Source organism: Leisingera sp. UBA4491, from assembly GCF_002388965.1.
Classification (GTDB): domain Bacteria; phylum Pseudomonadota; class Alphaproteobacteria; order Rhodobacterales; family Rhodobacteraceae; genus Leisingera; species Leisingera aquaemixtae.
In genome coordinates this window covers 86,206-99,510 of the sequence record NZ_DGNN01000026.1, presented here as the reverse complement: position 1 = coordinate 99,510, position 13,305 = coordinate 86,206, and the positions used below count along the sequence as shown (strand labels likewise).

General features: G+C 65.8%; 12 protein-coding genes. 6 read left to right on the top strand and 6 right to left on the bottom strand.

Going from position 1 to position 13,305, the window contains the following annotated elements; all coding sequences use genetic code 11:
* Window positions 1–5 precede the first annotated feature (5 nt).
* The 3 genes from moaC (at window position 6) to lexA (ending at window position 2,507) form a co-directional block, all read left to right on the top strand.
* Window positions 6–476, top strand: coding sequence for a cyclic pyranopterin monophosphate synthase MoaC (gene moaC, locus B2P87_RS14050; protein ID WP_141890374.1), 471 nt, complete (start codon window positions 6–8; stop codon window positions 474–476).
* Window positions 477–1,649: a gephyrin-like molybdotransferase Glp gene (glp, locus tag B2P87_RS14045; RefSeq protein WP_141890375.1), complete on the top strand. Its 1,173-nt coding sequence runs from the start codon at window positions 477–479 to the stop codon at window positions 1,647–1,649.
* Window positions 1,650–1,802: 153 nt separating this feature from the next.
* Window positions 1,803–2,507, top strand: a complete 705-nt coding sequence (gene lexA, locus B2P87_RS14040; protein WP_058286963.1) for a transcriptional repressor LexA — start codon at window positions 1,803–1,805, stop codon at window positions 2,505–2,507.
* Here lexA and B2P87_RS14035 read toward each other — a convergent pair.
* Complete coding sequence (locus B2P87_RS14035) at window positions 2,501–4,573, bottom strand: ComEC/Rec2 family competence protein (RefSeq protein WP_141890376.1); 2,073 nt, start codon at window positions 4,571–4,573, stop codon at window positions 2,501–2,503. The two genes, lexA and B2P87_RS14035, sit on opposite strands and share 7 nt — an antisense overlap.
* Window positions 4,574–4,652: 79 nt before the next feature.
* Here B2P87_RS14035 and gltX point away from each other — a divergent pair, with 79 nt between their 5' ends.
* From gltX to B2P87_RS14020, 3 genes are all read left to right on the top strand, one after another.
* Window positions 4,653–6,053 (top strand): glutamate--tRNA ligase, encoded by a 1,401-nt coding sequence (gene gltX / locus B2P87_RS14030; RefSeq protein ID WP_141890377.1) that lies wholly within the window; start codon window positions 4,653–4,655, stop codon window positions 6,051–6,053.
* Window positions 6,054–6,179: 126 nt separating this feature from the next.
* A complete protein-coding gene (locus B2P87_RS14025) occupies window positions 6,180–7,475 on the top strand; it encodes a citrate synthase (RefSeq protein WP_008556539.1) in 1,296 nt (431 codons plus the stop codon).
* A gap of 309 nt (window positions 7,476–7,784) precedes the next feature.
* Entirely contained in the window at window positions 7,785–8,684 is a 900-nt protein-coding gene (locus B2P87_RS14020) for a calcium-binding protein (RefSeq protein WP_141890378.1), read from the top strand.
* 7 nt (window positions 8,685–8,691) lie between these two features.
* Here B2P87_RS14020 and B2P87_RS14015 read toward each other — a convergent pair whose 3' ends face one another.
* From B2P87_RS14015 to B2P87_RS13995, 5 genes are all read right to left on the bottom strand, one after another.
* Entirely contained in the window at window positions 8,692–9,468 is a 777-nt protein-coding gene (locus B2P87_RS14015; protein WP_141890379.1) for an enoyl-CoA hydratase-related protein, read from the bottom strand.
* Window positions 9,469–9,572: 104 nt separating this feature from the next.
* Window positions 9,573–10,046: a cytochrome c-type biogenesis protein gene (locus B2P87_RS14010; RefSeq protein WP_141892072.1), complete on the bottom strand. Its 474-nt coding sequence runs from the start codon at window positions 10,044–10,046 to the stop codon at window positions 9,573–9,575.
* A gap of 5 nt (window positions 10,047–10,051) precedes the next feature.
* On the bottom strand, window positions 10,052–12,016 hold the full coding sequence (locus B2P87_RS14005; RefSeq protein ID WP_141890380.1) for a heme lyase CcmF/NrfE family subunit: 1,965 nt from the start codon (window positions 12,014–12,016) through the stop codon (window positions 10,052–10,054).
* Between the two features lie 78 nt (window positions 12,017–12,094).
* Window positions 12,095–12,673 carry a holin family protein gene (locus B2P87_RS14000; protein ID WP_141890381.1) on the bottom strand — a complete coding sequence of 193 codons (579 nt, stop codon included), beginning with the start codon at window positions 12,671–12,673 and terminating at the stop codon, window positions 12,095–12,097.
* Window positions 12,664–13,275: a holin-associated N-acetylmuramidase gene (locus B2P87_RS13995; RefSeq protein ID WP_058286971.1), complete on the bottom strand. Its 612-nt coding sequence runs from the start codon at window positions 13,273–13,275 to the stop codon at window positions 12,664–12,666. The genes B2P87_RS14000 and B2P87_RS13995 overlap by 10 nt, the downstream gene beginning before the upstream one ends.
* Window positions 13,276–13,305: the final 30 nt, after the last annotated feature.

Below are 13,305 nucleotides of genomic sequence, written 5' to 3'. Positions count from 1 at the left end.
AGCCCATGAGCCTCACCCATTTCGACACCAAGGGCGACGCCCATATGGTCGATGTCTCGGACAAGGCGGTCACCTCGCGCATCGCCACCGCCGAGGGACACATCACTATGGCGCCGGAAACCTTTGAAATCATTTCAGAAGGCCGCGCCAAGAAGGGGGATGTTCTGGCCGTGGCCCGCCTGGCCGGCATCATGGGCGCCAAGAAGACGCCGGACCTGATCCCGCTCTGCCATCCGCTGCCGGTGACCAAGGTCGCGGTGGAGCTGACGCTGGACCCGGATCTGCCCGGCGTCCGGATCGAGGCCACCGTCAAGACCACCGGCCAGACCGGCGTCGAGATGGAGGCGCTGACCGCCGTCTCCACCGCCGCGCTCACCGTCTATGACATGGCCAAGGCGGCGGACAAGGCGATGCAGATCGGCGGCATTCGTGTTACGCTGAAAGATGGCGGGAAATCAGGCAGGTACGAGGCATAAATGATCCCCGTCAGCCAAGCCCTCGCGCATCTTCTAACGCTGGTCTCGCCGCTGGAGAGCGAAGACGTCCCCCTGGCGGAGGCCGCAGGCCGGGTTCTGGCCCGGGACATGCACGCCCGCCGCGACCAGCCGCCCTTTTCGGCATCTGCAATGGACGGCTATGCCGTCAACGCGGCGGAGGTCGAGAGGCACGCGATGTTCAAAGTGATCGGAGAGGCCGCCGCGGGACATGCTTTTGACGGCCGCGCCGGCGCAGGCCAGGCGGTGCGCATCTTTACCGGCGCCCCGGTGCCCGAAGGCGCAAATTTCGTTGTAATTCAAGAAGATGTGAGCCGCACCGGCGATCTTATCACGATCACGGATGACCCCGGTGAAAACCCCAACATCCGGCCCCGCGGAGGCGATTTCACCGATGGCGAAACCGTCACTGCGCCCCGGCTGCTGAGTGCTGCGGATGTCGCCCTGCTGGCCGCGATGAACATTCCCAGCGTGCCGGTCACCCGCCGCCCCGAGGTTGCGCTGATCTCCACCGGGGATGAGCTGGTGATGCCGGGCGCAGACCCCGGTCCGGACCAGATCATCGCCTCCAACACCTTCGGGCTCAAGGCGATGCTGGAGGGCTTTGGCGCCCGCGCCCGCATCCTGCCCATCGCACAGGACACCGAAGGCGCGCTGCGCACCGCCTTCGGACTGGCAGCGGGCGCCGATCTGGTGGTGACGATTGGCGGCGCATCCGTTGGCGATCACGATCTGGTCGGCAAGGTGGCCCAGGATCTGGGCATGGAGCGCAGTTTCTACAAGGTTGCCATGCGCCCCGGCAAACCGCTGATGGCGGGCCGGATGGGGTCTGCGGCGATGGTGGGCCTGCCCGGCAATCCGGTGTCCGCCATGGTCTGCGGCCACGTCTTCCTGGCGCCGATGGTCCGGGCGATGCTTGGCCTGCCGGACGCGGGCCAGCAGCTGCGGAACGCCCGGCTGGCGGAGCCGCTCGCCGCAAACGGCCCGCGGGAGCACTACATGCGGGCCCGCGCCGCCGACGGGGTCATCCGCGCCTTCCCCGACCAGGACAGCTCGCTGCTGACGGTACTGGCGGAGGCAAACGCCCTGCTGATCCGCCCGCCCGGGGACAGCGCCCGCGTCGCAGGCGAGCCTGTGCAATACATGCCGATCTGAAATCGCGCCGCCTTTGCAAAAATACACTCACGGCTGGCCCGCGCCTTTGGCGTGTCCATTATCTGGCACAACCGTAAGCGGCCATGTTGACACAAAACGTGAACATGCGTAGAACAAAAGAAAACATCTACACGAGGCGCGGAGGGAGCGGCGATGCTCACGAAAAAACAGCTGGATTTGCTGGAATTCATTCACAAACGCCTGCAGCGGGACGGGGTTCCGCCCAGTTTCGATGAAATGAAGGAAGCGCTGGACCTGCGCTCCAAATCCGGCATCCACCGGCTGATCACCGCGCTGGAGGAGCGCGGCTTCATCCGCCGCCTGGCCCACCGCGCCCGCGCCATTGAAATCCTGCGCCTGCCCGACAGCCTGGGCGGCAAAGCCGAACCGCAGGGGTTTGCCCCCACCGTGATCGACGGCGGCCAGACCGGTGCCCGCGCCGCCGCCGCGGCGGCAGATCCGATGCGCCAGGCTGCGGTTGAACTGCCGGTGATGGGCCGCATCGCGGCCGGTGTGCCGATTGAGGCGATCAGCCAGGTCTCGCACCAGGTGGCGGTGCCGGGCGGCATGATTGCCCCCAACGGCCAGCATTATGCGCTGGAGGTCAAAGGCGACTCGATGATCGAGGCCGGCATCAACGACGGCGATATCGTGGTGATCCGCGAAGCAGACACCGCGGACAACGGCGACATCGTGGTGGCGCTGGTGGAAGGCCAGGAAGCCACGCTGAAATATTACCAGCGCCAGGGCGGGATGATCGCGCTGGAGGCTGCGAACCCGGTCTATGAAACCCGGCGATACCCGGAGGATCAGGTCCAGGTCCAGGGCCGCCTGGTCGGGCTGATCCGCACTTACTGAGACGCCGCCGCCGCGCCCAGCAGGCGGCGCAGGCGGCGCACTTCCGGGCCTTCCGGCTGCCATCCGCTCCACAGGCGCATCCCGGTTGCTGCGCGGGCTGTCAGCAGCCGGCCATCGGGCCGCACCGCGATACTGCCGGTCTGCCGCAGGATGTCCGGCGTCAGCACCAAACAGCCGGCCGGCACCGCGGCGGCCACAGTGGACACGACAATATCGCCCTCTTTACAATTGCTTGCCTGCAACAGTTTACGTTTGCCCGGCGCGTGAACCAGCCGGACGCCCGTGCCGTGCCAGACAGGCAGCGCGCCGTCCCGGACCTTCCAGCGGGCCGCGGCCTCGGGCTGGCTGGCTGCGTCGCCATCATTCTCCAGCCAGATCTCAGCCGTGAACCCCTGCCCCTTGGCGCGGGACAAGGCGCGCCCCTCCGCCTCCATCACCCCGATCAGCCCGCCGGAGCTGGCGATGATCACCGGCGGCCGCACCGCCCCGCTCCAGATCCACAGCGCCGCAGCCGCGGGCAGCAGCCCCGCGAGCCGCAGCCGTCCCTGCCAGATCACCGCAAACACCATGCCGGCGGCAAACAGCGGCAGCACGGCGCTGTCCGGCGCAGTCACATGGGACACCGCGCCCTCGAACCCGGACACCGTCCGCGCCACCCCCAGGATCCAGTCCATTCCCCACTGCATCACGGTCAGGCCGATCCCCTCCAGGCCGGCGGGCAGCAGGCACAGCGCCAGCACGGCGGCAGGAATCACCACCGTGCCCATGACCGGAACCGCCAGCAGATTTGCAAAAAGGCCGTAGTGCGGCAGGGTGTTGAAATGCGCCGCTGCAAAGGGTGCCGTGGCAGCGCCCGCCACGGCGGAGGAGATCACCAGCGCCAGCACCGGCCGCAGCCAGCCCGGCCCCAGCGGCACCCCGCCGTCGCGCAGCGCGGCAAACACCGCCACCAGCGCAGCAGTCGCGGCAAAGCTCATCTGGAAGCCGGGGCTCAGCAGGCTTTCGGGCCGCCGCAGCAGCACGATCAGCGCCGCCAGCGCCACCGCCCGCAGGGTGATCGCGCGCCGGTTCAGCAGCACCGCGCCCAGCATCACCGCGACCATGACAAAGGCGCGCTCCGTCGCCACATTGCCGCCTGACAGCAGCAGATAGCCAGACCCCGCGGCCAGGGCGGCCAGCGCCGCCAGTTTCCGCACCGGCCAGCGCAGGGCCAGCGGCGGCACCAGGCAGAACAGCACCCGCACCGCGGCAAAGACAAAGCCGGTGAGCAGCCCCATGTGCAGGCCCGAGATCGCCAGCAGATGCGCCAGGTTACTTTGGCGCAGCGCCGTCAGCGTCTGCTCCCCGACGCCGCTGCGGTCGCCTGCGGTGAGGGCCGCGGCAAACCCGCCGGTCTCGCCGGGGATCCGCTGCTGCAGGTGCTGCGCCATGGCCCGGCGCAACCGCTCCACCGGCACGCTGTCCCCCGGTGCTCCGGCCAGCAGCACCGGCGCTCTGGTATATCCCAGCCCGCCCAGCTGCTTGAACCAGGCATGGCGGCGGAAATCAAAGCCGCCGGGCTCCGCCGGGCCCTGTGGCGGCAGCAAATGCGCGGTTGTCATCACCAGCGCGCCGGGCGGCGGCACCGCGTCCTGCCCTGTCAGGGAAATCCGCACCCGTTCGGGCGTTTTTGCGGCGGGAACACGGTCCAGCCGCACCTGATCCAGGGTCAGCCGCAACGCGTCCGTCGGGGAGCGGTCCACCGAGACCACCCGCCCCTCCACCGGGCCGTAATAGCGAAACTCCAGAACCGGCGCCGCAACCCAATGGGCGCGGGCGCCCGCCAGGCACAGGCCCGCGGCCGCAAAGGCCGGCGCCCAGCACAGGAACGCCAAGGGCCGCCGCTGCACCGCAAGCAAGGCCAGCAGCAGCCCAGCCGCCGCAAGGCCGGCATAGACCGCCCAGCCGGGTTCGCTTTTCAAACTGAAATAGGCCCCGATCCCGGTGCCCAGGAATACTGGGGTCCAGGGGAACAGATGCCCCCGCTGCGCCTGCAGCAGGTCTGCGATGGCTGCGCTCAGCCGCATGCTTGCCCCCCGCCTTCTGGCCCGGTAGACAGGCGGAAACACTAGGCCTCCCATGGTTTCCAAAAGGTAAATCCCGCTCATGACCCAACCGGTTGTCACCCGCTTCGCGCCGTCTCCCACCGGCTTTCTGCACATCGGCGGCGCCCGCACCGCGCTGTTCAACTGGCTGTATGCCCGCGGCCGCGGCGGCAAATTCCTGCTGCGGATTGAGGACACCGACCGCGAACGCTCCACCCCCGAAGCCACTGCCGCCATCCTGCAGGGCATGGCGTGGCTGGGCCTGGACCACGACGGCGATGTGATCAGCCAGTTCGAACGCGCAGACCGCCACGCTGAGGTCGCCAATCAGCTGCTGGCCGACGGCAAGGCCTACAAATGCTTTGCCACCCAGGAGGAAATCGCCGCCTTCCGCGAGCAGGCCAAGACAGCGGGCAAATCCACTCTCTACCGCTCGCCCTGGCGCGACGCCGATGCGGCCAGCCACCCGGACGCGCCTTATGTGATCCGCATCAAGGCGCCGCAGGATGGCGTCACTGTGATCAAGGACCAGGTGCAGGGCGATGTGACCATCCGCAACGATCAGCTCGATGACATGGTCTTGCTGCGCTCCGACGGCACCCCGGTTTACATGCTGGCGGTGGTTGTCGATGACCACGATATGGGCGTCACCCACGTGATCCGCGGCGACGACCACCTGAACAACGCCGCCCGCCAGATGACGATCTATGAGGCGATGGGCTGGGACGTGCCGGTCTGGGCCCATATCCCCCTGATCCACGGCCCCGACGGCAAGAAACTCAGCAAGCGCCACGGCGCCCTGGGCGCCCAGGAATACCAGGCGATGGGCTATCCCGCGGCCGGAATGCGCAACTATCTGGCACGCCTCGGCTGGTCGCACGGCGATGACGAATTTTTTACGGACAGCCAGGCCAAAGAGTGGTTTAATTTCGACGGGATCGGCAAAAGCCCGGCCCGGTTTGACACCAAGAAGCTGGAAAACCTCTGCGGCCAGCATATTGCCGTTAGCGATGATGCTGCACTGCGGCAGGAAATCTGCGAATACCTGGCCGCTGCCGGGAAACCCGCCCTGACTGACGCGCAGTCACAAGGGCTGGAAGCTGCGATGTATTGCCTCAAGGACCGGGCCCGCACTTTCCCGGAACTGCTTGAAAAAGCGCATTTTATCCTTGCATCACGGCCTCTTGAACGGGACGAGAAGGCAGAAAAAGCGCTGGCGTCTGTATCCGATGGTATACTGGAAGAATTGACGCCGCAGCTGCAAAATGCTAGCTGGGTCCGTGACGATCTGGAGGCGCTTCTGAACGTATTTGCAGAAGCACATGATACCAAGTTCGGCAAGCTGGCCGGCCCGTTGCGGGCTGCGCTTGCGGGCCGGGCGGTAACGCCTTCGGTGTTCGATATGATGCTGATTCTGGGCCGCGATGAAACCATCGCCCGGCTCAAAGACGCGACGGGCTGATCCCGGCTTTTACGCCCGGGTAAGCTTGTTTTGATACGACAACCCCTGCGCGACTCAGCGCAGGCGCTGCCCCGCATGAAGACGCCTGACCGGCCGCTTTCGTGCCTGTAACAGGAAGGGACATCCATGACCGAGACACAGAAATCTGCCACGCTCAGCCTGAATGGCGAAACTTACGAGCTGCCCATTTTCTCGCCAACGGCCGGGCCCGATGTCCTCGACATCCGCAAGCTCTACGCGCAGGCAGGTGTGTTCACCTATGACCCGGGCTTCACCTCCACCGCCAGCTGCGACAGCACCATCACCTATATCGATGGCGGCAAGGGTGAACTGCTGCACCGCGGCTACCCGATCGACCAGCTGGCGTCGAAATCGCATTACCTGGAAGTCTGCTACCTGCTGCTCTACGGCGAGCTGCCGACCGCCGCGCAGCTGGAGGATTTCGAGACCCGTGTGACCCGTCACACCATGGTGCATGAGCAGATGCACAACTTCTTCCGCGGCTTCCGCCGCGACGCGCACCCGATGGCGACCCTGGTGGGCGTTGTCGGCGCGATGTCGGCCTTCTACCACGACTCGCTGGACGTGACCGACCCCTGGCAGCGCGAAGTTGCCGCCATCCGGCTGATCGCCAAGCTGCCGACCATCGCCGCGATGGCCTACAAGTACTCGATCGGCCAGCCCTTCGTGTACCCGCGCAACGATCTGGATTACGCGGCCAACTTCCTGCACATGTGCTTCTCGGTTCCGGCCGAGGAATACCATGTGAACCCGATCCTGAGCCGCGCGATGGACCGGATCTTCATTCTGCACGCCGACCACGAGCAGAACGCCTCCACCTCGACCGTGCGCCTGGCGTCCTCTTCCGGCGCCAACCCGTTTGCCTGTATCGCGGCGGGTATCGCCTGCCTCTGGGGCCCGGCCCACGGCGGCGCCAACCAGGCCTGCCTGGAGATGCTCAAGGAAATCGGCTCGGTCGACCGCATTCCGGAATTCATCGAACGCGCCAAGGACAAGAACGATCCGTTCCGCCTGATGGGCTTTGGCCACCGCGTGTACAAGAACACCGACCCGCGCGCCAAGGTGCTGAAGCAATCCGCGGATGAGGTTCTGGAGCTGCTGGGCGTCGAGGACAACCCGCTGCTGCAGGTCGCCAAGGAGCTGGAGCGCACCGCGCTCAACGACCCCTATTTCATCGAGAAGAAGCTGTTCCCGAACGTCGACTTCTACTCCGGCATCATCCTGGAGGCGATGGGCTTCCCGACCTCGATGTTCACCCCGATTTTCGCGCTGTCGCGCACCGTCGGCTGGATCTCGCAGTGGAAGGAAATGATCGCCGATCCGCAGAACAAGATCGGCCGCCCGCGCCAGCTGTACCTGGGCGAGACCCTGCGCGACTACGTCGACATCGAAAAGCGCTAAGCGCGCCACGGACAACACCAGACAAACGCCCCGCACTGCGCGGGGCGTTTTTCGTTTGGCGGCGGTGTAAGTACCGCAGTGCGGCCGCCCCTTGTTACAACCCGCCGGCCGCTGCACCGGCGCCACGCGGGCAACAATTCTGCCATGGGCAGCGAATAGTTTCCTCGGAAAGTTCAATGTTTACGAGTATTTGACTAAATCCGCACAACCACATACTGAACTCATAAGTTTACTTAGGTCTGGCAGTGCGCACCCTACGCGCGCGGAATTGCAGAACGCCACCCGCCAGGCGGCAACGGGATTGATGACATGGAACTTTTGATCTTGCTTGGGATTGGCCTGACCATTGGCGGTGTGGCCTTGGCGATGGACGACGATGATGATGATGGCGGTGCAGCCGAGCGGGAGGTTTCCGAGCCGGAGGCGAACGTGGAGGCCGGAGGCACCACCACCGCAACCGACATTGCAGATGATCTGATCGGCACAAACGATGATGAAACCGTTTTCGCCAGGGGCGGCAACGACATCGTTGAAGGCCGCGGTGGCGACGACCGCCTGTTTGGTATGGACGGCAGCGATATTCTGGTAGGCGGCTCTGGCGCCGATTTCATGCGCGGCGGCGCCGGCGATGATTATTTGATCGACAATGCCGGTTCGGACACCCTGCACGGGGATACAGGTGACGACAGGATCGTTACGACCAGCGGCATCGATGGCGAAGGAATTGTCGGTCTTTCCCGCGGGTTGTCTGACGGGTCCATCACCGACCTCAGCGGTCTGGCAGAGTTTGTAAACCCGGACACGGATCTCGACGAGAGCGCAGACAGCGTGTCCGCCGGATACGGCGACGATACCGTGATCGCGGGTGATGGCGATACCGTCTCGCTCGGCGAAGGAAACGATACTCTGGTGGTTGGAGATTGGGTCGTGTCCGAGGATGACCCTGTTATCGTCACGGATTTCGACCCCGCCGAAGATCAGCTGATCTATTCCTACGACGGCGAGGGGCTGCCGCCCAGGTTGTCAGTTCAGACAATCGGCGACGGCACCGGCGACGAGGGACAGGGCTCGGCGCTCCTTTTTGCGGACAATGTCTTTGTCGCGCGGATCCAAGGCGCCGGCGGGTTGCTGACGGTCAGCGATGTTTCCATCGTTGACCGTGCTTCGGACGGATCTCTGTTTTCCTTATCCAGCAGCTCCGCCGCCTGAACGCCCCTCAGCGCCCCTCGAACTTCGCGGGGCGTTTTTCCATAAAGGCGGTCACGCCTTCCAGGAAATCCCGTGTCTTGCCGCACTGGCCTTGCAGATGCGCCTCTTCGGACAGCTGTTCCATCAGGCTGCGGCCAGAGCTTTCGCGCAGGGCGGATTTGGTGGCGGCAAAGGCTTTGCTGGGGCCTTGGGCCAGATAGGCGGCACGCGCGCGCCAATGGGCGTCGAACTCCGCGTCCGGCACCGCTTCCCAGATCATGCCCCAGTCGCTGGCCTGCTTGGCACTGATGCGGTCGGCAAACAGCGCCGCGCCCATCGCCTTGGCCATGCCAACCTGGCGCGGCAGGAACCAGGTGCTGCCGGCATCGGGGATCAGGCCGATCTTGCTGAACGCCTGCATGAAAAACGCGCTTTCGCTGGCGATCACCACATCCGCGGCCAGGGCCAGGCTAGCGCCTGCACCGGCTGCGGCACCGTTCACCGCTGCCACCACCGGCACCGGGCAGTTATAGATCGCCTCGACCATCGGCAGGTATTCGTCGCGCAGCGTGCGCTCCAGATCCAGATCGCCAGAGCCGGAGGCATCGCTCAGGTCCTGTCCGGAACAGAAGGCATCGCCCGCGCCGGTCAGCACCACTGCCCGCGCCTCTGCCTGGGCGGCCTGCATGGCATGGGTGATTTCCGAGCGCATCCGGCTGGTCAGCGCGTTTTTCCTGTTGGCCCGGTTCAGGGTGATGACGGCCAGCCCGTCCTCCAGCGTGAACAGGATTTCCTTGTAGTCCATAGGGTCGCCTCATGCAGCTAGTGTCCCGGGCTGGCCATGCGCCAGCGGGCCCGTTTGGCGCCATGGTGACGCAAAGCCCTGCCGCCGGAAAGGCAGACCCGGCGTCAATCCTCCAGGATTTTCCGCAGCCGGTCCTGCTCTTCCGCGCTCAGCCCCGTCTCTGCCGTTTTCGGCGCCCGGGAGCGGCCGCGGACATAGAACACCGCAATCACCAGCGCCGCCAGCAGCATCAGCGGCCCCGCCGCCCACAGCAGCCAGTTGGCCCCGCTGGTGGTGGGGCGCAACAGCACGTACTCGCCGTAACGGGCCACGATAAAGTCCATCGCCTCCCGGTCGCTGTCGCCCGCCACCAGCCGCTCGCGCAGCAGCACCCGCAGGTCGCGCGCCAGTTCGGCGTTGGATTCGTCGATGCTTTCATTGCGGCAGACCAGGCAGCGCAGGTCCTTGGACAGCTCCCGCGCGCGCGCTTCCAGCGCCGGGTCCGCCAGGATCTCGTCCGGCTCCACCGCCAGCGCAGGCGCCGGGGTGAACAGCGCCGCGGCCATCAGGGCCGCCAGGGCCACGATCAGAAAACGCATCGGTTTCATTCCGCAGGCACTCCCGCTGCCGGTGTCTTGCGCGCGCCCGCGGCCACGCGGAACCGCCTGTCGCTCAGGCTCAGAAGACCGCCAAGCGCCATCAGGATGGAGCCGGCCCAGATCCAGTTCGCAAAGGGTTTGATATAGGTGCGCATGGTCCAGCTGCCATCGGCCTGCTGGTCGCCCAGCACCACATACAGATCCCGCGTCACCCGGTAGTCAATCGCCGCCTCGGTGGTCGGCATCTTCGCCACCGGATAGTCGCGTTTCTCCGGGAACATCACCGCCTCGGGCCGTCCGTTGCGAGTGACTTCGACCCGGCCCTTGGTGGTGAAGTAGTTCGGCCCCTGCTCGCGGGTCACCTCCTGCAGCACCAGGGAGAAGGCGCCAACCTCAAACGGCTCGCCAAGACGGGCCACGCGGATATCCTCCTGTTCCCAGGCGGTCAGGCCCGCGATCGCAAAGATGGTGACGCCGAGGCCCGCATGGGCCGTGGCCTTGCCCCAATCCGCCCGCGGCAGCCGCAGCATCCGCTGCAACCGGCCGGATTTGCCGCTGCGCATCCACAGATCCGCCAGCGCACCGAACACCACCCAGGACCCCAGGAACAGGCCCACCGGCCCCAGCGCCGAGCGCCCGGTCTGCATTGACCAGGCCAGCACGCCCAGCGACACCGCCAGCACAAACACATAGCGCAGCTGCCAGGCCGTACGCCCGATCCGTCCGCGTTTCCACGGCAGCATCGCGCCGACGGGCAGCAGCAGGCCCAGCACCACCATGAAGGGAGTGAAGGCCGAATTGAAGAACGGCGGGCCGACGCTCAGCTTCCGGTCCAGCAGCATCTCCGCCACGATCGGCCAGATGGTGCCGAAGAACACCACAAAGCAGCTGACCGCCAACAGGATATTGTTGGCCAACAACGCGCTTTCGCGGCTGATCACGCCAAAGACGCCCTTGGCTTCCATCGCCTGTGCGCGCGCCGCAAACAGGGTCAGCGCGCCGCCGGTGAAGAAGGCCAGGATGAACAGGATGAACACGCCGCGCTCCGGGTCGTTGGCAAAGGCATGCACGCTGGTGATCACGCCGGAGCGCACGATGAAGGTGCCGATCAGCGAGAAGCCGAAGGCCAGGATCGCCAGCAGGATGGTCCAGCTTTTCAGGCTTTCGCGCTTTTCCACCACGATGGCGGAGTGCAGCAGCGCGGCGGCCAGCAGCCAGGGCATGAAAGAGGCATTCTCTACCGGGTCCCAGAACCAGAAGCCGCCCCAGCCCAGCTCGTAATAGGCCCACCAGGACCCCAGCGCGATGCCGATAGTGAGGAAAATCCAGGCCGCCAGTGTCCAGGGCCGCACCCAGCGGCCCCAGGCGGCGTCGATGCGGCCTTCGATCAGGGCGGCCACCGCAAAGGAAAACGCCATGCTGAGGCCCACGTAGCCGAGGTAGAGGAACGGCGGGTGGAACGCCAGCCCTGGGTCCTGCAGCAGCGGGTTCAGGTCCTGCCCGTCAAACGGCGGCACCGTCAGGCGCAGGAACGGGTTGGAGGTGAACAGGATGAAGGCGAAAAACGCCACCCCGATCGCCGCCTGCACGGACAGCACACGGGCCTTCAAAGTCGGCGGCAGGCCGCCGCCAAAGACCGAGGCCAGCGCCCCGAACAGGCTGACGATCAGCACCCACAGGAGCATCGAGCCCTCGTGGTTCCCCCAGGTGCCGGAGATCTTGTACAGCATCGGCTTGGCCGAATGGCTGTTCAGCGTCACCAGCTTCAGCGAGAAGTCGGAGGTGATGAAGGCCCACATCAGCGCGCCAAAGGAGAACGCGGTGAACAGGAACTGCGCCTGCGCCGCAGGCTCTGCCACGGCCATCCAGCCGGGCCAGCGTTTGTGGGCGCCGATCAAGGGGATCACGGCCTGCACGATAGCGATCATGAAGGCGAGGATAAGGGCAAAGTGGCCAAGCTCTGTAATCATGGGATTTCCTATACGCCTGTCTGCCGGCAGGGCCAATGGCAAACGCCGCGCCATGCCGCCGCAGAGGGCAAAATGTGATCAGCCGCGGCGCGCCTTCCAGGCGTCCAGCGCCGGATTGTCCTCCGCCGCAGAGGCGGCGTCCAGCCCAGCTGCCGCCTCCGTCCGGGCGGAGGCCGCGTCAGGCGGCTCGGCCCTGAGCCGCTCCAGCGCGGCGATGTTTTCCGCCACCTGCGGCGCCCGCGCCATGCTGGCGGCCAGCGCGTGCTGAAATTCCTGGCTTTTCACCTGATGGCGGGCGCCAAAGTAGAAGGAAACGATGACCCCCAGCAGCCACCATAAGGGTTCCGGCACCAGCGCCAGCCCTTGCATTCTTGCAGCAAACCAAACCGGATCGCTGAGAGACGCCCCCATCAGTGCAAGGGTTCCCAGCGCCAGCAGGGGGCGCGGCAGCCGGTTTACCCCGTCCATGAAGCGGTCAAAGCGGCTTTTGCCGCCATACTGGAACTCCGCCGCCAGCTGGCTCAGTGCAGCGCTTTGCATCTCGTGCGCGCGGGCGGCGCCGGCCTCCGCGTTTTCGCGAAACACTTCAAGCGTTTCCCGCAAGGCATTGCGGCGGCTTCCAAAAACAAGGCTGAATACATCAGCGATCACCCCCATGCCGCTGTCCTCCGCTGGAACGCCTGCTGGCTCAGATGGTATTGGGCAGAGATGAACTCCTCTGCCCGTGTGATCCAGCCGCCCTTGCCGCCTGCACGGGTGCGCGCGTATTTGCGGCTGGCCGGACGCCGGTCCGCCAGGCGGAAGTAATAATTGCGGCGCGCCACGCCGTAGGCATCGCGCAAGGCCTCCGCGCCGATCTCTGCCGCCTGCGCTGCCGCGCCGGCGGTCTGCGGGCCGATGGCGCCGTCAACCGCCACCGCATAGCCCATGTCGCGCAGCAGCCGCTGCAGAATGCGCACCGCGTTGCTGCCGGCATTCACATACATGTCGAAGACCGATGCCTGCAGGCAGGGCGGCAGGCTGGCGATCCGCGGTGCCTCGAAATAATGGCGGATGAAGATGTCTGCCGCCTGGGCCCGGCTGAGCGCCTGCACATCCTCCACCCCGACAGCACCGTCGCCGGTCAGATCCAGCCCCAGCCGCCGCAGGGTGCCGATGGTCACGCCGTATTTGGTGGCCCCGCCGGGATCATCCGGATCATTTGCAAACCCGCCTTCGCGCGCCACGATCTGTTCTGCAATTTCCTGAACGCTCTGCATCTCACCTCACCACTTGCAACCGCAACAGGA